The 20,161-nt window shown below is 51.6% G+C and carries 18 protein-coding genes; 12 read left to right on the top strand and 6 right to left on the bottom strand.

Going from position 1 to position 20,161, the window contains the following annotated elements; all coding sequences use genetic code 11:
• Positions 1-30: 30 nt before the first annotated feature.
• Positions 31-1,470 carry a hypothetical protein gene (locus P1P86_05450; protein MDF1574619.1) on the bottom strand — a complete coding sequence of 480 codons (1,440 nt, stop codon included), beginning with the start codon at positions 1,468-1,470 and terminating at the stop codon, positions 31-33.
• Positions 1,471-1,539: 69 nt separating this feature from the next.
• On the opposite strand from P1P86_05450, the gene P1P86_05455 reads away from it, so the two are divergent.
• Positions 1,540-3,186, top strand: a complete 1,647-nt coding sequence (locus P1P86_05455; GenBank protein ID MDF1574620.1) for an amidohydrolase — start codon at positions 1,540-1,542, stop codon at positions 3,184-3,186.
• A 12-nt stretch (positions 3,187-3,198) separates the two neighbouring features.
• On the opposite strand, the gene P1P86_05460 is transcribed toward P1P86_05455, so the two are convergent.
• Genes P1P86_05460 through P1P86_05470 form a run of 3 tightly spaced genes read right to left on the bottom strand, consistent with a single transcriptional unit; the run spans position 3,199 to position 6,463 of the window.
• Positions 3,199-3,768 carry a hypothetical protein gene (locus P1P86_05460; protein MDF1574621.1) on the bottom strand — a complete coding sequence of 190 codons (570 nt, stop codon included), beginning with the start codon at positions 3,766-3,768 and terminating at the stop codon, positions 3,199-3,201.
• A gap of 51 nt (positions 3,769-3,819) precedes the next feature.
• A complete protein-coding gene (locus P1P86_05465) occupies positions 3,820-5,178 on the bottom strand; it encodes a TolC family protein (protein MDF1574622.1) in 1,359 nt (452 codons plus the stop codon).
• Between the two features lie 10 nt (positions 5,179-5,188).
• On the bottom strand, positions 5,189-6,463 hold the full coding sequence (locus P1P86_05470) for an HlyD family efflux transporter periplasmic adaptor subunit (GenBank protein MDF1574623.1): 1,275 nt from the start codon (positions 6,461-6,463) through the stop codon (positions 5,189-5,191).
• A gap of 263 nt (positions 6,464-6,726) precedes the next feature.
• Here P1P86_05470 and P1P86_05475 point away from each other — a divergent pair, with 263 nt between their 5' ends.
• The 8 genes from P1P86_05475 to P1P86_05510 all read left to right on the top strand — a co-directional run bounded on the left by P1P86_05475 (position 6,727) and on the right by P1P86_05510 (position 15,901).
• Entirely contained in the window at positions 6,727-8,103 is a 1,377-nt protein-coding gene (locus tag P1P86_05475; protein ID MDF1574624.1) for a sigma-54 dependent transcriptional regulator, read from the top strand.
• On the top strand, positions 8,093-9,445 hold the full coding sequence (locus tag P1P86_05480) for an ATP-binding protein (GenBank protein MDF1574625.1): 1,353 nt from the start codon (positions 8,093-8,095) through the stop codon (positions 9,443-9,445). Before P1P86_05475 ends, P1P86_05480 begins: the two co-directional genes overlap by 11 nt.
• Positions 9,446-9,525: 80 nt before the next feature.
• Positions 9,526-11,049 (top strand): hypothetical protein, encoded by a 1,524-nt coding sequence (locus tag P1P86_05485; GenBank protein MDF1574626.1) that lies wholly within the window; start codon positions 9,526-9,528, stop codon positions 11,047-11,049.
• Positions 11,046-11,654, top strand: a complete 609-nt coding sequence (locus P1P86_05490) for a hypothetical protein (GenBank protein MDF1574627.1) — start codon at positions 11,046-11,048, stop codon at positions 11,652-11,654. The genes P1P86_05485 and P1P86_05490 overlap by 4 nt, the downstream gene beginning before the upstream one ends.
• Before the next feature lie 53 nt (positions 11,655-11,707).
• Positions 11,708-13,495 (top strand): hypothetical protein, encoded by a 1,788-nt coding sequence (locus tag P1P86_05495; protein ID MDF1574628.1) that lies wholly within the window; start codon positions 11,708-11,710, stop codon positions 13,493-13,495.
• A 30-nt stretch (positions 13,496-13,525) separates the two neighbouring features.
• Positions 13,526-14,920, top strand: coding sequence for an alanine/glycine:cation symporter family protein (locus P1P86_05500; protein MDF1574629.1), 1,395 nt, complete (start codon positions 13,526-13,528; stop codon positions 14,918-14,920).
• Entirely contained in the window at positions 14,907-15,545 is a 639-nt protein-coding gene (locus tag P1P86_05505; protein ID MDF1574630.1) for a glycosyltransferase family 39 protein, read from the top strand. Before P1P86_05500 ends, P1P86_05505 begins: the two co-directional genes overlap by 14 nt.
• Positions 15,542-15,901, top strand: a complete 360-nt coding sequence (locus P1P86_05510; protein ID MDF1574631.1) for a hypothetical protein — start codon at positions 15,542-15,544, stop codon at positions 15,899-15,901. The genes P1P86_05505 and P1P86_05510 overlap by 4 nt, the downstream gene beginning before the upstream one ends.
• On the opposite strand, the gene P1P86_05515 is transcribed toward P1P86_05510, so the two are convergent.
• Positions 15,898-17,289 carry a TlpA disulfide reductase family protein gene (locus P1P86_05515; GenBank protein ID MDF1574632.1) on the bottom strand — a complete coding sequence of 464 codons (1,392 nt, stop codon included), beginning with the start codon at positions 17,287-17,289 and terminating at the stop codon, positions 15,898-15,900. The two genes, P1P86_05510 and P1P86_05515, sit on opposite strands and share 4 nt — an antisense overlap.
• 97 nt (positions 17,290-17,386) lie before the next feature.
• Here P1P86_05515 and P1P86_05520 point away from each other — a divergent pair, with 97 nt between their 5' ends.
• Positions 17,387-18,394 (top strand): fatty acid desaturase, encoded by a 1,008-nt coding sequence (locus P1P86_05520; protein MDF1574633.1) that lies wholly within the window; start codon positions 17,387-17,389, stop codon positions 18,392-18,394.
• On the opposite strand, the gene P1P86_05525 is transcribed toward P1P86_05520, so the two are convergent.
• On the bottom strand, positions 18,391-18,936 hold the full coding sequence (locus P1P86_05525) for a hypothetical protein (protein ID MDF1574634.1): 546 nt from the start codon (positions 18,934-18,936) through the stop codon (positions 18,391-18,393). The two genes, P1P86_05520 and P1P86_05525, sit on opposite strands and share 4 nt — an antisense overlap.
• Positions 18,937-19,046: 110 nt before the next feature.
• Here P1P86_05525 and P1P86_05530 point away from each other — a divergent pair, with 110 nt between their 5' ends.
• Both P1P86_05530 and acpP read left to right on the top strand, forming a co-directional pair.
• Positions 19,047-19,862 carry a DUF1080 domain-containing protein gene (locus P1P86_05530; protein MDF1574635.1) on the top strand — a complete coding sequence of 272 codons (816 nt, stop codon included), beginning with the start codon at positions 19,047-19,049 and terminating at the stop codon, positions 19,860-19,862.
• 40 nt (positions 19,863-19,902) lie between these two features.
• Entirely contained in the window at positions 19,903-20,142 is a 240-nt protein-coding gene (acpP, locus tag P1P86_05535) for an acyl carrier protein (GenBank protein MDF1574636.1), read from the top strand.
• Positions 20,143-20,161 lie beyond the last annotated feature (19 nt).

Consider the following 20,161-nt stretch of genomic DNA (forward strand, 5'->3'; position numbering starts at 1 on the left):
CTTGATGTGCCAAGCAGCATCAGGATCAGCCTAAAGCCCGGTCCTTTCCAGGGCCCCCAGGTCGGGGGCCTCATCATCCAGCCTGCTGCTCCCTTTCAGATCCAGCGGAAACCCGGAGGCATGTGCAGGAAGTCCGGCATCGATGGCCGGAGACAGACTGTCCAGTTCATAAACCACCGGAATGGAATCGAACAGGGGATTTTCATTGAAGATGAGATTGGTGATCAGGGGATCCTCCAGGTAACGAAGACTGTCCTCATGAATACTGGTCAGACAATAGTCCATCAGGTAATTAAGCTGCAGGCCGTCATAACTCTCGATAAGCAGCTCCGTGGCGTGCGACCCGTAAATAATGGAATTCAGAAAGATGGCATTTTCAAATTCCCCGCCCGTATAGAGCAACAGCTCTCCCTCTTCATTGTAAGTGCCAAAGTAATCGGAGAGAAAAAGAGCCGGCATGGAACGGCGGGAAAATCCGGAGGGCCAGAAATTGGCCAGCGTACAGTGGGTAAAGTGGTAATCTCCCCCGTAATTCAGGGCCACACAGCTTCCCCCGCAATCGCCCACCACCAGGTTGCTTCCCCTGACCACAGCATTCAGTGCATAAAGCCCGCTGGAACTCATCCGGTTAATGACGCTGCCGGAGATCTCCAGATCGGGCAATAATCCCGATTCGGGAGTGGCACTGATCAGTACCCCGATGGTTCCGTTATGTATCTCTGTATGAATGATCCGGTTGTTGTGACTGCTTCCCGATAAGTAGATCAGGCCCCATTGTCCGGGAATGTGCTTATAAAACTCCTCCAGCCGGTCCCCGCCAAACCAGACCGGTTCCTCCAGGCTTCCGTTTACCTGCAGAGAACCATCTACAAATATGGAAGCATCCTTATGCAAATAAACCCTTACCCCCGGATCAATGGTCAGGGAGGCCAGTGAATCCACATAGAGATAATCAATAATCAGGTAAGGTTTACCGGCCGGCCAGGTAGTGGACTGAGCGATAGTCTCTCCTGCAATCATATGCACATCCTGCCCCCAGGCCACCAGGTCAATATCCTGGACCTTCCCGTTGGTCTCGAATACAATGGAGTCCTGGATCCTGAGAATATCATCAGAACCATTGGGATCCAGGGTGGCCTCCACAAAAACATACATGCTGTCGCGGGGAGCAATCTCCAGATCGGTGAAGCGGAGGCCCGGGGCTCCATCCACGTTGATCCTGAACACCGAGAAGGCTCCACCGGCCAGTCTGATCTCATCGATCCGGATAAACTGCCTGTTCGGATTCTTCACCCTGAATGCCCTGGTCACTGTCCCGACGGTGGTAAATACCGTATCAAAAAAGAGCGTGTCCAGGGTAAATTCAAGCCGGGCCACAGGATCTTCCGTATAGCTCCGTTCCGGCTGACATGAAAAGAAGAGTGCTGCCGGAATAATGACAAAAAAAAGAAAGCTGCGTATACCCATCATCCTGGTGTTCTTAACGCAAAAATGGGGAAAATAATATGAGAATGCTATTTTTGTTGCAAACCTACGGCTATGTATAAACACACGATTCTTTCAGTAGCAGTATTATTGATCCTGATAAGTTGCAACTCCCAGAAGAACCAGGCAGATCTGATTCTCACTAATGGACTGATCTATACGGTGGATGAGGACTTTAGCACGGCCGATGCGCTGGCCATAAAGAACCACCGGATCCTTGCTGTGGGGAGCAGGGAGGAGATTTTAAAGAGCTTCAGCTCCGATGAAATTCGCGACCTGGAAGGAAAGTATGTTTACCCCGGCTGGATTGATGCCCACTGTCACTTTTTTGGTTACGGGATGAACCTGAATGCAGTGGATGTGGCGGGAACGGCCTCCGTGGAGGAGATCATTGAGGTTCTGAAAGCCTTCCGGGAACAAAATCAGGGAGCCTGGATTACAGGAAGGGGCTGGGACCAGAACGATTGGGAGGTGAAGGAGTTTCCCGACAGATTTATGCTGGACAGGCACTTCCCGGATACTCCCGTCCTTCTGAGACGTATCGACGGCCATGCAGCCTGGGCCAACTCCCTGGCCCTGGAGCTGGCCGGTGTAAATGCCCAATCCAGGGTGGATGGAGGCAGTGTGATACTGAGCCAGGGGGAGCCAAGCGGGATCCTCCTCGACAACGCCATTGAACTGGTGGCTTCCAAAATCCCTCCCCCCACAAAAAAAGAAATGATGCAGGCGCTTCAGGAGGCCGAAAAGAACTGTTTTAGTGTGGGATTAACCTCTGTGCATGATGCCGGTCTGTCAAAAACGGTGGTGCAGCTGATCGATTCGCTGCATCAGGCAGGAGCTCTGAAGATCCGGATGAATACCTGGCTCTCCCCTTCCGGGGAGAACTTCAACTACTACGTGGAAAAAGGCCCCTGGCGCAGCGATTATCTTTCGGTAAATACCATTAAGCTGTTTGCTGACGGAGCCCTGGGATCGAGAGGGGCCCGGTTGATAGAACCCTACTCGGATGATCCCGGGAATCATGGCCTCTTTGTGACCCCCCCTGAAGTACTGGAACAGTACTGTGAACAGGCCTATAAGCACGGTTTTGCTGTGGCCACGCACTGCATTGGTGACGGAGCCAACCGGGAAACCCTGAAGATATATGCCAGGATCCTGGGGGGAGAAAACGACCGGCGCTGGCGAATCGAGCACGCTCAGATCATACATCCCGAAGATTTTCACTATTTCGGGGATTACAGTATTATCCCCTCCGTACAGACCACCCATGCCACTTCCGATATGTACTGGGCCAGCGACCGGGTGGGCAGTGAACGAATCAAAGGGGCCTATGCCTACAAACAGTTGCTCGAAGAGAACGGGTGGCTGCCCAATGGAAGTGATTTTCCGGTGGAGCAGATCAATCCCCTCTTCGGCTTTTACGCCGGAGTAGTCCGGAAGGACCAGACCTTTTACCCGGAAGCAGGATTCCAGACGGAGAATGCTATCAACAGAGAGGAAGCGCTGCGTGCCATGACCATCTGGGCAGCCCGTTCGGGCTTCGAGGAAGATCTCAAAGGGAGTATTGAGCCAGGCAAACTGGCCGATCTGGTCATCACCGGCACCGACCTGATGAGTGCTCCGGAAAATGAGCTCTTTGGCATCCGGGTACTGGAGACCTATTCCGGAGGAGAACTGGTTTACAAAGCCGGAAAAGAGTAAGGACGGAGTGTCTCAGCGCAGTACCAGGTTGACACCTACGGCCACAATATCCCAGGCACGTTCGCTCACCGGCAGGTTATATTCGGCGAAAAGGAAAACCATCTCATTGATATTGAAACCCACATTCAGGGGCACCCACATCCGGGGATTCATCTCAGAGGCAAAACTCAGATCCAGGTCGAGCCCCAGGGACAGGTTGATCTCGTAACGGGGCATATAGGTGAAAAGTCCCGTCAGATCCATACCAAACTCATCCCACTTATGCAATCCGCCGATGACCGAAAAATAACTCCGCCGGGCTTCATGGATCAGGTACTGCAAATCGATGCCCATATAGTCACTGCCGTTCATGAAATAAACATAGCGGGCATTCAGATCCAGTGAGTACAGAAGACCGTAGCCTCCATTGAGAGCAAAGGAGGCACCACCGGCATCAAAGAGAATGACGTTCCTGTCCGCATGCCAGGCAGGGGTGAAACCTATGCTCCAGGCGCGTTCAGGAAGTGTTTTGGCAAAATTGACCACCTGTCCGGAACCAGACACAGACAGAAAAAACAGCAGCAGGAAAAGTAATCTCTTCATAATGACAGCATTGGATGACTGTTACAAAAATAAAACTTCCTGGATAAACTCCTAAAACAGAATGTCCCGTCCCATATAAAAGTCGAGGATCCTGGTGTAAAAAATCAACACATACTTAGAGGTGATCATATCGGAGGTAGATTCAAAAAGCTGATTACGGGCCTCCTGAAGTTCCAGCGCTGTACCTGTGCCCACTTTAAAGCGCTCCTCGGCAAAGCGGAAAGCCTCATCACTGTTGGCCACCGCTTCCAGGGCCGATTTGTAATTATCAGCAGCTGCCACCGCTTCGGTATGATATTGCTGCAGAGTTTGCTCCAGAAGGAGTACCGCATTGTCGTATTGGTACTCTGCATCCTGAAGGTCAATCCTGGCCTTGTTGATGCTGGTCTGAACCTGCCAGCGGTTGAAGATAGGGATGGACAGGCTCATGGAGACCTGCTTGTAATGGTTGTTCCTGATCTGCTCATCCAGCGGGTAATCCAGGCTAGGGTTGAATGGATCCGGATCCAGGGGATTGACCAGCCCGTCACTGTAATTCGAGTACAGCAGTCCCCGGGCATAAAGCCTGGGAGAGCGCTGGCCCCTCTGGACGGCCAGATAACGTTCCATGGCCTCCACTCCGTACTCCTTGCTTTTGATTTGTGGCAAATTGACCAGGGCATACCGGAACACCGAATCCAGTTCAGGGATATCGACCGTAGATGGTTCAGGCAGCAGAGGGGTCTTTATATCAAATGCTTTCTCCTCCGTCAGATTCATCACATGCATCAGCTTCAGCTTGGAAATGTCCCTGGCATTCACCGCCTGGGTATAGGCTAGTTTTACAGCGGAGAGCTGGGCATTTACCTCCAGCAATTTTCCCCGGGGCTCGTTCCCAACCTCCACCAGCCGTTCCATCCGCTCCACCTGGTTCCGGGTCACCTCCACCTTCATCTCTGCCACATCCACCAGCTCCCGGTTCCTGAGCAGATCCAGGTAGCCGGTCATCACCTGAATGGTAATGTTGTCCACCATGGCCTCCATATCCTCCAGGCTCATCTGGTAACTGGCCTTATACATCTTCATGCTGTTAAGCCCCTGAAGTCCGTTAAACAGGGTCAGATCACTCTGCATACCCAGGTCACCCTGGCTCACATTGGTATTTTTCCACTCATAGGTACCCCGGTCCAGTACACGCCCCGATCCCAGCTGGTGTTCTATCATACCGTTCAGGTTGGGCAGCAGGTCGAGCTTGCTCTGACGATGGTCCTGTCCGGTCGATTTCATCAGCAGTTCCTGCCTTTTCACCTGGAGGTTGTACTCAATTGCCTGATCAATACACTGCTCGAGGCTCCAGAGAGATTCTGACTGGCCCCGGGCCATGGACGAAACGACCAGAAGGGCGCATGCTATTTGGAATATTTTCTTCATCTCTTCTGGATTAACGGTTGTGTTTCAAAATCAGTTTATCATGATCAGCATAGTTCTGGTAGGAGGAGACAATCACCTTCTCGCCCGGCTCCAGGCCATCCAGCACCTCATAATACCTGGGATTCTGACGTCCGATACTGATATCACGTTTCACGGCAAACTCCTCAGATTCATCCAGTACAAAAACCCACTGTCCGCCAGTGGTCTGGTAGAATCCGCCCTTGGTCAGCAACACTCCCTCTTTGGATTCACCCAGTTGCAGCCTGATCCTGGAAGTCTGCCCGATGCGGATCTGGGCAGGGATCTCTTCCGTAAAAACCATATCCACCGAAAAACGGCCATTCTGTACTTCGGGATATATCTTGGTTATCACCCCGGAATAAGAGGTACTGGCAAAGTCGCACTCCCCGGTGAGTCCACGCTGGATACGGGCAATATAATGTTCGTCAATATCGACCCTTAACTTATAAGAATCCAGGATATTGATGGTCCCTACCCGGGTACCGTAGATGATCACCTCGCCGATCTCCGGATTCAGGGTGGCCAGTTCTCCGTCCACCGAGGCCTTGATGTTCAGATTGTCCAGCCTGCGGCGTATGATCCGCATGCTCTCTTCCATGCTTTGCACCGAGGATTCCATGGAACTGAGCTGAATGGACTGGGTGATGGAGTCGTTGCGAAAGTTCTCCTTCACCAGAGCGAGCAACTGTTGATTGGCGCTGTAGTTCTCGCGTGACTGATCGAACTCCTCCCTGGAGACATGTTTCTGATCATACAGGATCTTGTTGTTCTCATATAGCCTTTTACTCTGTGCCACCTGGGTTTCCAGCTCGATGATCTGCTGCTTGTACCTGACCCTGGTCTGATCCATTGTCAGCTGGACAGTCCTCAGCTCGTTGATGGCCCTCACCACCCCTGCCTCGCCATTGGTGATCTCGAGCAGCAGGTTGTTGTTACTGAGGCGGAGTATCACATCCCCCTTCTTCACCATGTTTCCTTCATCGATCAGAATCTCTTCCACCCTGCCCCCTTCAACGGCATCCAGGTAGACGGTGGTAATCGGTTCCACGGTTCCCTGCAAGGTGATATAGTCCTGGAAAACATCCTGCTTCACCTCCTCGATGGTGATGCGCGAAACATCTACATTATACTTGGAACTCTTGTCTCCAAAAATTATTATCCCCAGTACAGCAAGCATCACTGCTCCAAATACAAGGTACCAGATCATTTTACGGGAGAGTCCCTTTTTTTCAATTCTACGGTCCATGCCGTCCATTTCAGTCATAACAGAAGATTTTTATACGCCACAAATAATGCACTTTTTGTGCCAAAAAATATAATAAACTGTTTTTCTGCAACTTAGCTTTTCTTTCTTTTCCGGGAGCAAAAAAAAAGTGTCCGATTTTGGGATTCCTATGTACGATTTCGTACATTTCATCCTGGTTTCTCCGGGAAGTTTTTTATCTATTTCTCTGGCTTTGAATTAATTAACAATTAAGGCACTTTTTTTGAAATATTGCAAGCTCAAATAGTTATTACATTTTTAAAATGGAACAGAAAATAGGCAGAATCCTGGCAGTGGATGATAACGAAGACATCCTTTTTGCCCTGAAATTGTTATTGCGCCCCCATGTGGAAATTATTGAAACCCTGTCGGGACCGGAACGGCTTCCTGAGATGATGAAGAAACAGGATTGGGATGTGATCCTGCTGGATATGAACTTCACCAAGGATGCCATAAGCGGTCAGGAGGGATATGATGCTCTTTCGCAGATCCTGGAAATTGACAATCAGGCTGTGGTGGTTTTTATCACCGCATACGGGGATGCTGAAAAAGCTGTGAAAGCCATTAAGATGGGGGCCACCGACTTTATTCTGAAGCCCTGGCAGAATGAAAAGATCCTGGCCACCATCAACTCCGCAATCAGCCTCCGGCGCACGCGTATCCAGGCACAGAACCTGAAACTCAAGCAGCAGGAGATCAGCGCCGTACTGGACCAGCCCTACACCGACTTTGTGGGCCAGTCGCCCGAGATGTACGAAGTATTCAACACCATTAAAAAAGTGGCGGCAACGGATGCCAATGTGCTGATCCTTGGGGAGAACGGGACAGGGAAGGAACTGGTAGCCAGGGCGCTCTACCGGAACTCTCTTCGAAAGGATGAGGTGTTCATCAGCGTGGACCTGGGCTCCATTCCGGAGACCCTTTTTGAAAGTGAATTGTTCGGTCATGAAAAAGGAGCCTTTACCGATGCTCATAAGATGAAACAGGGGCGTTTCGAAATTGCTTCCTCGGGAACCCTGTTTCTGGATGAAATTGGCAACCTCACCTACACTCTGCAATCAAAACTGCTAACGGTACTCGAGCGCCGCGAAATCATGCGGGTGGGCTCCACCAAGTCCATTCCGATCGACGTGAGAATGATCTGTGCCACCAACAACAACATACACCAGGATGTGGCCGACGGCGTTTTCCGTCAGGACCTTCTCTACCGCATCAATACGGTGGAGGTTCATCTGCCGGCACTCAGGGACCGCACAGGCGACGTGCCCCTGCTGGCCGATCATTTCCTGAAAATCTACAGCCGGAAATACAGAAAACCGATCCGGAACATCCAGTCTTCAGCCATTAAAAGGCTGAACCAGTACAACTGGCCCGGTAACGTCAGAGAACTCCAGCATGCCATTGAACGGGCCGTAATTATGTGCGACGGAAGCAGTCTGGGTCCGGAAGATTTCATCCTTTCCTCAGGCGTAAAAAGCAGGGGAGGACTGGAGCTGGAGTCCTATAACCTCGAGGATATTGAAAAAACAATTATTGAGAAAGTTCTGAAAACAAACCAGGGCAATGTGACCCAGGCGGCTACACAACTTGGTCTGACACGAACCTCCCTCTACAGAAGAATGGAAAAGCATGGCCTTTAAACAGTTCCGCTTTAATATCGTCCTGAGGGTACTTTTGCTTACCGTTACCTGCCTTGCCCTGTTTATCACGCTGAACAGCACCTTTACCTTTACGCCCATACTGGTGGCCGGACTGATTATCTACCAGGTGTGGTCGCTGATAAAATATGTGGACCGAACCAACAGGGAGCTGGCAAGTTTTCTCGAATCGATCCGTTATTCCGAATTCACCCGTACTTTTCAGATCAGCGACGGAGGCAGCTCCTTCGATGAACTTAATGCTGCCTTTAACGATGTGATGAAAGACTTTCAGCAGGTACGTTCGGAACGGGAAGAGCATTTCCATTACCTGCAAAGCATCGTGCAGAACATTGATGTGAGTATTCTGGCCTATCAGCGTGACGGAACCGTGGAGATGATCAATCCCGCGGCCAAAAAACTGTTCCAGATCAACAGCCTGAGAAATATTCATTCGCTCAGCTCGCTCAGCAAGAAACTGACCAATACCCTGCTCACCATTAATCCGGGCGAAAATAAGCTGGTGAAGGTCCAGGATGAAGAAGATATTCTTCAACTGGCCATCTTTGCCACGGAATTCAAAGTGAAAGATAAGGTCATTCTTCTGAGTACCATCAAGAATATACAGAATGTGCTGGAAGAGCAGGAGACCGCGGCCTGGCAGAAGCTGATCCGGGTACTTACCCATGAGATCATGAATTCCATTGCCCCCATTTCTTCCCTTTCCTCCACGGTGGAAAATATGGTCAAGCCCTATACTTCGGGCGAAAAAGAGATGCAGGAGGTCGACAGGGAGACCATTTTTGAGATCCAGGGGGCTCTGCAGACCATTAATAAACGAAGCACCGGGCTGATGAATTTCGTGGAAACTTATCGCAGTCTGACAAAAATACCGGAACCCAACTTTTCCGTGGTAAAAATGAGCGAGCTGATTGGCCATGTGCATACCCTGATGAAGAAAGATGTGGAGCGGAAAAATATCAGGATTCACAGCTATGTGGAACCGGATACCATTGAATTACAGATTGATGAACAGATGATTGAACAGGTCCTGATCAACCTGATCAAGAATTCCGTTCAGGCCCTGAAAGGGCGGCTGGGTGCGGAGATACAAATCAGGGGCTTCTATAACAAAAGGGGCCGGCCCACCATCCAGGTCATTGATAATGGACAGGGAATCCTGGATGAGGTGATCGACAAAATCTTTATCCCTTTTTTTACCACCAAGCAGAGCGGTTCAGGGATCGGCTTAAGCCTCTCCAAACAGATTATGCGACTGCACGGAGGTACCATTACAGCCCAGTCGAAGCCCAATGAAGAGACCATCTTCAATATGACCTTCTGAGAGATTTTCCATATCTTGAATCCCGGTAAACAATGATACCCGGACTGTTTCGTTTTACAAAGAAACAAGATACCCTTAGAATGAAGATCCAAAAAATACTTCTTCTGCTAAGCTTAATCAGCTTGCAAAGCATCCAGGCGGGTGCTCAGCTCAGAACCTGGCTAAGCCTTGAATCAGGCCCACAGTGGAGCCTGACCAAAGTGAGCGATCCGGGGGGCTATTTCCAGGGGGCCAATGTACAGAGCTATATGGCCGGCGTCACGATCGGACAGGAGATTCTTCCCAATCTCTCCCTGTTTACCGGGATCCTCTATGTACCCGGGACCGATGGCATCAATATGAGCGACGACCGCCCCCACCTGTCCAGCTGGCCGGCCTACACCTCCGTATTAATTCCACTGAGGGCTGAATACATCGTTCAGCCCACCGAATACCCCGTAACTTTTACCCCCAGGATCGGATATGTGTACCACCTGGATCTGCAAGCGGACGAACTCTATTCGGCCGGCAGCCTTCTTTCTGCTCCCGACGGGACGGCACTGTCCTACGAAATTCAACAGCTTGGCGAACAGCCTGTGTCGCATCTGCTGGAAATTGGAATAGGCATGAATCTGCGTTTCCCCAACGCCTGGCAGGCCTCTCTGAACCTCTCCTATATGACCGGTCTGACGGGTTCACCCTCCTCCCGGTACTCCCTCGACTATACAAGGGGTGACGGAAGTACTTCCTCAACAAGCTACACCTCAAAGGGAAACTCCCTGCTAAGCTCCCTGGCACTGAACATACCCTTAAGCAATATCTGGCAAAACAAGGATTACCGGGTACGGTCGCGGATCGAAAACTCCATCTACGACGGAAAGGCTGTAAGCCGGAGAGGAGAGCTGTACCTGGGGGCTGAACTGGGTTCTCTGTGGCGAAGTTTCAGCACTACGAATCCGGCGATTGGAGCCAGACCGATGGAGGAGCGTGGGATCTTCCGCTACGCCAATCTGCATACCGGTTTATATGCCGGCTACATGCTCAGCGATGAACTGGGGATCGATATCGGGGCCTACTACCAGCGATCCAGTACCTTTTATGCGCTTTTGTACAACCACGATGTGGATCTTGTGAGCAGAATGCCGGCCCCGCTCTACCTGGAGATCCCTCTGCGCTTCAGATATTTTTACAATGTTTATAAGGAAAAAGTTCATCTGGTTTTTTATGCCGGAGGATCCCTGCTGGCCACCTTCTCCGAAGGAGTATACAGCCAGGGATCGGCGCCCTTCACTTACACCCCTGCGGGGAGCACGGCACCGGTCACTGCGACCAGCACTTACGAAGCATCTGCCCTGCACCAGGTCGCTCCCGTTCTGCGTGCCGGAACAGGGGTGGAATACAGACTTTCCATGGAATTCCCGCTGATCGCAACGATCTATCTGAACTATATGCAGGGTTACCGGGATATGGCACAGATCGGGGTCACGAATACCCTGACTGAAACCCCTCCCCGGTCCACCATCACCTACCGGGGAAGTGGATGGAGTGTGGACCTGGGGGTAAAAATCCCCTTCCGCTTTGGAAAAACCAAATGCGGACAACTGCCCGAAAGAGAAACAAAATGAAAAATAAAACAACTTTCATAGCCTTCCTGTTTTTCCTGTGGGTCTTCACAGGCACAGTTCCGGTCGGGGCACAGGAAGAAATCTTCCAGGTGGTGGATCAAACAGTTTTACCGGCCGGGCTGAACAACCGGCATAACGATTCCTGCCTGATAGAATTCCATGAGCAGTGGACCATTGATGCCAGGCGCTTATCCATCTCCAAGCAGGTAGAGAAATACAGGGTCTCCTGTGCCGGGGAAAACGAAGATTTGCCGCCGCTTCAAGAAGCCCTCAGACTCAGAGATATCAGCTATGAATTTTCATTTCCGGATCCCCATCAGACAGATTCGCACAGGCTCCAGGCAGCTATCATTGCCCTGATAGATGTCCGCTATCCGGTGAATAAGATCTATAACATGCCGGCACAATTGCTTTCCGTCCTTTTCCACGAAGAGTGGGTCCTGGAACCCGCCGGGGGGGAGCTCCGGAAAAAAGTGACCGGGATAACCCCGCTAATCTGGCAGCAGAGACGGACCGAAGAGGGAGAGCCGGTAAATGACGGCGACACAGGTTTGCCTGTCTATTTTAAATTGAAATTAGAAAAGATAAACCTTAGCCATCCTTAAGCAGCACCCTGCATTTAGCGGGTTTTTCTATCTTTGGGCAAATCCGCAAATCAATGACCAGGGAGGAGCTTTTACAGATCTATAAAGAAAGAATCCGGCTTTATCAGGAAGCCATCCACCGTCAGACCAGGCGGATCAGTCTTTTATCCCTGGCCAGGCTCGCCGTCCTGGTGGCCCTGGTCTGGTTCCTGGTAGCGGGCATCAGGGACCAACAGCTCCTCTTCTACCTCCTCTCCCTGGGGATGCTCTTTTTCTTCCTCAGCCTGGTCAGTTTGTTTAACAGGCACCAGGGCAAACGCGAGTTGCTAAGGCAGCTGCTGGTGCTGAATGAGAAGGAGCTGGCCTGCCTGAACCACGATTTCCACCACCTGCCCGATGGATCGGAATACGCCGACACCCTGCATCCCTGGTCTCATGACCTGGACCTTTTTGGAAAGGGATCGCTCTACCAGTACCTCAGTCGCACGGCCACCCGGGAGGGAAGCCGGATACTGGCCGGAATGCTCACCACAGAACCCTCCTCGGCCCGGGAGATCCTGGAGCGGCAGAAGATCGTGGAGGATCTGAAGCAGCGTATTGATTTCAGGCAGACCTACACGGCATCGGGGCAGCTGGTGCAGGAGAACGCAGGCGACCTGCCGGATTTATCCCGGTGGCTGAACAGTTCTGCCTACATCAGCAAGCACCGCTGGCTCTTTTTTGTGGCCCTGGGAGTATCGCTGCTGTCTGTATCCCTGATCATCTGGGGAATCTTCGACAGCTCCCGTTTCTGGTTCCTGCTCTACCTCGTTCTGCTGAATCTCTTGCTGCTCTCCCCCTTCTTTGCACGTACGCAAAAATACCAGCAGGACATTTCCAGAAAACATGAACTCCTGGAGGGTTATGCCGGACTGCTGAAACAAATGGCCCTTAACTCTTTTAAACATCCTGAACTGCTCAGCAGAAGCCATAAAGCCGGAAAAGGAATGCGGGAAGTGTCCAGGCTTTCCAGGCTGATGCACATCTTTGACCAGCGGCTCAATATGCTGTTGGGATCTGTTCTGAATGGCCTGTTCCTGTTTGATTTTATCATGCTCCACCTGCTGGAGCGATGGAAAAACAAGAACCGGAAGGAGATCCTGGAATGGATCGGGATCACGGGCTGGATGGACGCCATGACCAGCCTGGCCGGGTTTGCCTGGAACCACCCGGCTTATGTCCTCCCTGTGATCGAAGATTCCCTGGAAAACATGAAGTTTCAGGGGCTGGGACATCCGCTGATCGCCGATACCAAAAGAGTAAACAACGATCTGATAATCAGCTCCGAAAAGGTGGTGGTCATTACCGGGGCCAATATGGCAGGCAAATCCACTTTCCTGCGTTCCACCGGGGTTAACATGGTTCTGTGCTATACAGGCTGTCCGGTATGCGCCTCGGAGTTCCGGAGCGGATTTATGGGTCTGCGCTCCAGCATGCGAACAGCCGATTCCCTGAAAGACGAGGAGTCCTATTTCCTGGCAGAGATCCGGAAGCTGCAGGGGATCGTTCAGGAAATGGAGAGCGGCAAGCCCATGCTGATCCTGCTGGACGAGGTGCTGAAAGGCACCAATACCACCGATAAAAAGCTGGGATCGGTCGGATTGATAAAAAAGGCGCTCAAATATCCGGTACGCTGCCTGATTGCCACCCATGACCTGTCCCTGGGGGAACTGGAAAAGATACATGGCGGCGAGGTGGTCAACTACTGTTTTGAAAGCTACATTAAAGAGATGGAGCTCAGCTTTGACTATACCATCCGCAAGGGGATCGCCACCAATATGAATGCCTCTTTCCTGATGAAAAAAATGGGAATTGTGGATTAAGCCGGAGCAATTACAGAACAGACCGATGTCATGACTCAAACGGAAGCCATTTCCCTGACAGAAAGGATCATCACCGGGTTTTCAGACCTGGCCTGGGGAACACCCCTGCTGGTCCTTTTACTGGGAGGGGGACTCTTCTTTTTGCTTTACTCCAGGATGCTTCCCTTCCGGTATTTCCGCCATGCATTTGCCATTCTGCTGGGACGCTACGACGACCCCGATGAACCCGGACAGATCAACCATTACCAGGCCCTCTCCACGGCCCTGGCAGCCACCGTTGGAATGGGGAACATTACCGGGGTGGCCCTGGCCATCACCATGGGGGGGCCCGGAGCCATATTCTGGATGTGGGTCAGTGCCCTGCTGGGAGTAAGCACCAAGTATTTTACCTGTACCCTGGCGATTTTGTTCAGGGGGCGCGACTCCAACGGGGTCCTGCAGGGCGGACCCATGTACGTGATTGTGGAGGGACTGGGACGCCACTGGAGGCCCCTGGCTGTCTTCTTTTCACTCCTGGGAATGATCGGCGTACTGCCCATGTTCCAGGTGAACCAGCTGACCCAGGTAGTCAGGGATGTGGTTTTGATCCCCAATGCGGTGGCAGCGGGATTTACCTCTGATCTGATTTCGGGACTGATCGTGGCACTCCTGGTGGGCGTGGTGATTTTCGGGGGTATCAAACGGATCGGAAAGGTAAGCGGACGGATGGTGCCCCTCATGGTTGCCCTCTATGTGTTGCTGGTTCTCTATATTATCTTCTCCAATCCATCCCGTATTCTTCCCAGCTTTGCCCTGATATTCCGGGATGCCTTTAGTGCCCAGTCGGTACTGGGCGGATCGGTGGGGGCCCTGGTGATCACGGGGGTGAGACGGGCCGCCTTTTCGAATGAAGCGGGTATCGGGACAGCCCCCATGGCCCATGGTGCAGCCAAAACCAACGAACCGGTGCGCGAGGGACTGGTAGCCATGCTCGGACCCGTGGTCGATACCATCATTGTCTGCACCATGACCGCCCTGGCCCTGATTGTAACCGGTGTCTGGAATGCCGGCCAGTCGGACGGGATCACCATGACTGCCGATGCTTTTGAACAGGCCATGCCGGGGGTAGGCCCCTACCTGCTGACCATCTGTGTGGCCGTATTTTCAATCTCCACCATGCTCTCCTTTCCCTACTACGGAAGCAAATGCTTCTCCTTCATTTTCGGGGCAAAACACAGCTACATCTATAAGTGGTTTTATCTGGCCACCATTCCCCTGGGTGCTACGGCCACCCTGGGTACGGTGGTAGGTATTTTTGACGGCGCTTACGCCTTGATGGCCTTCCCCACCATGATCTCTGCCCTGTGGCTCTCCCCGCATGTACTCAGGGCTTCCAAAGACTATTTCAGACGACTGAAAAAAGAAAGCAGCCATGGAAAAAATTAAATCCTGGATAAGAGAATACCGGATAATCCTGCTTTTTGCCCTGGCCAAACTAATGGCGCATATACTTACAGCCACCAACTATGGCTTTCAGCGCGATGCCTACCTCTACATGGCCCAGGCAAAACACCTGGACTGGGGCTATTTCAGCACCCCTCCCCTGGTGGCTTTTGTGACCCGCCTTCACACCACCCTGAGGGGCGACAGCCTGCTTGCGGTCAGACTGCTGCCGGCACTGACCGGGATCGCCTCGCTCTTTATGGCCGGATGGCTGATCAAACAGCTGAGAGGAGGAGTTTTGGCCCAGGTCATCGGGCTAACAGCCATCTTACTCTCCCCTGCCTTTCTAAGGACCGCTTCCCTGCTGCAGCCGGTGGTTTTTAACCACCTCTTCTGGCTGCTTTCGGCCCTGGTGATTAGCAATGGAATATATGCCCTTCCGCTCAGTCTGCCGATTTACAAACCCGATCGCCTGGTGGAGTATGGGAAAAAGCAGGCTGAACTGGGACTTGACGTGATGTTTATGTGGGAGGACGGGAAAATCCATGAGCTTCCCCAGGATTTTGCCGATATGGTAGGCTGGGACAGAAGGTCTGGTCCTTTTATGAAGGCCTGGACGATTCCGTGAAAGCTGCAACCCTGGTTTACGGGGAGTCTTATGGCTATGCAGGGGCCATGGATTACTTCCGCCCGGAAGGAGGCTACCCGGAGGTATTCAGCCTTAACGATGCCTATATGGAATGGGTCCCCAGGGAACCCGAACTGGAATACATGATCTATGTGGGCTATTCGGACCGTCTTCCCCTGTACTTCCAGAAAATACAAAAGGTGGGTGAAGTGGAACATCCTTACTTCCGGGAGAGGGGCCTGCCCATCTGGTTCGGAAGTTTTCCCACGCCAAAACTTTTTTACGACTGGGAGGAGGCCTGGCAGGAAAGCCAGGGACGGTTCACCCGGGAAAAAAGCAGAGAATCAGAGCGCTAGGGGCTCAGCTTCCTGATGGCTCTTTGAAACTGCCGGAAGGTTCTGGGTCTGGCCAGAATGGTCTGTTCACTATCCAGCAGGAATAAACCCGGAGTGGCATAGATGTGGTAAGCGGACGGGACTTCCCCATTCCAGCCACGGGGCTCATGGACTGTGATCCACTGCGGATCGAGCTCATCCACAAAGCGCCTGAAATCAGCAGCAGAGCTGTCCAGGGATATGGCCACCACCTCCAGTCTAAGGCTGTTTTCAGTCAGGTACCAGTGATGCAACTCGGGCAGCATTTCCCGGCAGTGTTGACAGCTGCTGGCCCAGAACAGGACCAGCACATAGGAGGCAGAGAGGTCCGACAGGTCCTGGCTTTGCCCTTCTATATCCCGGATCTCAAAATCAGGGGCGGATGTTCCGGCAGCCATCTGTTTATCCGCCTCCATCCGGGCCTGGATCAGCTCCACCAGATCCGTTTCACAGGCCTCATCCAGGTAGTGATCCAACAGGTAGGCCTGCACCACATCCATATCCAGCATCTCAAATCCCTCCAACAAAAAATCCACCACAAAACTGCGAAGTTCCTCCTGTTCCGGTACATGGAGCATGATCTGGTCCACAGCCTTTATAAACTGTTCCTCCTGCTCCTCCTTCTCCAGTCTTAAATCCTTATAAAGAGACAGATAGTCGATCAGTTTAAAGGGATAGACCGGGGCCGTAAGCAGCTGGGGATCATCAATGGCTGCCTGGTCAAAAAAACACTGCTTCAGGGTGTCAATACGCTGTATATGTGACATCTCCCCGGGGATCACCGGCGCCCTGAAGGCATTCATGATCCGGACTGCATAAAGATCCGGGTAAAGCTCCGTAATGGAGTCCATATACCTGTTTCGATCGATTTGCAGAGAATCGTAGGCTCTTACGGCCGCCTTTTCGTCCTCCTCCTGACCAGTCCCGAAGGGGTATAAATCCCCATAGACATCCATCAACTGCGCTTCATACGCCAGTTCGAAGTCCAGAAACCCGGCGTAAACCTGGTTTTCCAGGGAAGCGTCAAAGTCTGGGACCGGACCCAGTTCCGTGGAGGCTGCCAGGATCTCCACATTTTCCCTGTTAAATATGAATTCTACAAATCTGTTCTGGCTCCTGACTTCACCGGCACGTTCGGTATAAATAATCCGGTATATGCCGGCAGGGGCCTCTTCCGAAAGCAGGAAATGGAACGATCCCATGCGGGTATCCACGCTGTCAAGCACCCGGAAACAGTCGCCATAGAAGGAGGCCAGCTCCACCTTTCCTGCTTCACAATTTTCAATAGTCCCCTGGATGAGCCAGGGCTGAGCCTGCAAGGGAGCCAGGCTTGCCAGGAGCAATCCGGAAAAAAACAAGAGCTGTCGCATTCTGTTCGTTTTCAGCATGAATTTAATAAAATGTATGCTGCTTTCTTTCTAAAAACAACGGCAAGAACTATTTATTAGTCTGAATTGTTTAATAATTATGGTAGAAATACAACGCAAAAATCCTGCCTGGATAGAGGTGATCAACAAATACAACCAGCCAGATCTTAAGAAGAGCCTCTGGCAGCTTATCAATTCCCTGGGGCCCTATATAATCCTTTGGATCGCCATGTACTACAGCCTGGCCATATCCTACCTGCTAACCCTGGGACTTGCTATTGTTGCTGCAGGATTCCTGGTCCGCATGTTTATTATTTTTCATGACTGTGGTCATGGCTCCTTTTTTCGCAGTACCAGGGCCAACCGGATTGTTGGAACCATCCTGGGCAGCCTGGTATTCACTCCCTATGACTACTGGCACCGCGAACATGAGATCCATCACAGAACGGTTGGCAACCTCGATAACAGAGGAAGCGGGGATGTCTGGACCCTGACCGTGGAGGAATACAACAAACTCCCGCCGGCAAAAAAACTGTTCTATCGCCTCTACAGGCACCCCGTCTTACTGATCGGGATCGCCCCCCTGTTTCTTTTTGTGATCTGGTTCCGGGTTCCCCGGAAAAGCATGAGCAGGGAGGGCCGCAGAAGTATACATGTGACCAACCTGATCTTACTGGTATACGGTTCCGCACTGATCCTGCTGATGGGCTGGAAAGCCTTTCTGATGATCCAGCTGCCGGTAATCTATATAGCTACCGTTGCCGGGGTCTGGCTCTTCTATGTACAACACCAGTATGAAGATGTGATCTGGAGCAGGCAGGAGGATTGGGATTATAAGAAAATGGCGCTGGAGGGCAGCTCCTATTTGAAGTTCCCCAGATTGTTGCAATGGTTTTCAGGAAATATCGGCTTTCACCATATTCATCACCTGAGCCCGAAGATTCCCAATTACAAGCTGGAAAGATGCCACAGGGAAAATCAGATGTTCCGGGAGATCAAGCCCGTGACTTTTGTACCCAGTCTGCGTACCATGGGCCTTCGGCTCTGGAACGAGAAGACGGGCCGGCTGATCAGCTTCAGGCAGCTGCGCAGGAAATCCCCGGCCTAAAACTGATAACGGATCCCCGTGTGAAGCAGCAAGGAAATGGGGATGGCACTTCCAAATACAGGTTCAACCCTGAAACCAAGGGGTATCCTGATATGATCTGTGGGCTCCAGTTCGTAACCTGCAGCCAGTACTAATCCCAATACCGTTCCTGAACCATCATTAAAGATATGAAAGCCCGGGCCCGCCTGCAGATACATGGACTCACCCAACATCCTTTTGAAACTCATCCCGATGTTGGTGGTCCATTCCGAACGCCAGCGGGAGCCTGAATAATACCCGTCCGTCCATCGGTATTCCCAGTAATAGAGACGGTTCGATCCAATTTCTCCCACAAGAAATAATCCGGGTTTCAGTTCATACTCAGCCACCGCCTTGATAATAACCCCGGTATTGTCCCACTCCTCCAGGGGACTGTAGTTGATGGCATCTTCTATGTCCACCATGGTATACCCCGCTCCGGCCACCAGACCTGCCGACCTGAACTGGGCGCCGGCCGCGGAGAGGGTAAGAAGACCGGCCAGAATAAATCCAACTCGTTTCATAATAAGCATATTGATTCCAGTAAATGTATGCAAATGGCGCAATTAAGTCAAGCTGGACTAATTGATACTCATTTCGTATCTTGCAACAAACAACCCTGAAAACTAAACTCATGAAAAAGATCTGTATACTCCTTTTCCTTCTTTCTGTTCTTTGTTCCTGCAAGCAGAATCCGGGCAACAACAAGGTGACTCAAAATGTCAAAGCTGCCGAAGCTCAGGAATGGATCCAGCTGTTTAACGGCCAGAACCTGGATGGCTGGGTCATTAAAATGACCAAACACCCCCTGGGTGAAAATTACAACAACACCTTCCGGGTGGAAGACGGGATGATGGTAACCCGCTACGACCAGTATGAATCCTTTGACGGGGAGTACGGACATATCTTTTATAAAACCCCTTACTCCCACTACAGGCTTCGCGTCGAATACCGGGTGGTGGGGGAACAGGTGCCCGGCGGAGCCGGATGGGCCATCAGGAACAGTGGGGTCATGTTTCATGCCCAGGCGCCCGAAAGCATGCTGGTGGACCAGGAGTTTCCGGTAAGTATAGAGGCACAGTTTCTCGGCGGACTGGGCGATGGTCCGCGGCCAACGGGTAATCTCTGCACCCCGGGGACCAATGTGGTAATTGATGGCCAGTTGATTACCGACCATTGTATCAACTCCGGCTCGGATACCTTTGACGGTGAAGAGTGGGTTTACTTTGAACTTATTGTCCATGGAGACAGCATTATTCACCATCTGGTGAACGGGGATACGGTGCTCAGCTATATGAAACCTCAGATTGGCGGCGGCAACGGTCCGGAAGATTATCCGGTTCCCTTGGGAACCTTGATCAGCTCCGGATATATCGCCCTGCAGGCCGAGAGCCACCCCTTCGATTTCAGGAAAGTGGAACTGCTTGACCTCTCACTTGTTCCGAATTGAAAGTTTTTATATCTTATCAGCTTACTTAAATTTTCTCATAATGGAAAGAAATGAAATCCTGACGCGCGTCAAGGACGTGGTAAGTAGTGTGCTAAATGTCGACAGTTCCGAGATCACCGAGAAATCCAACTTTATTTTCGACCTGGGAGCCGATTCCATGCAGAGTATTGAGCTGGTGGCCGGATTTGAGGAGGAATTTAATATCGAGATGGACCAGGACAAGGCACTTGAAGTTCAGAGTATTGACGATGCAGTAAATTTCATTGCCGGATATCTTTAATCAAACCGGACCCTGACCC

The sequence above is a fragment of the Bacteroidales bacterium genome (assembly GCA_029210725.1).
GTDB lineage: Bacteria > Bacteroidota > Bacteroidia > Bacteroidales.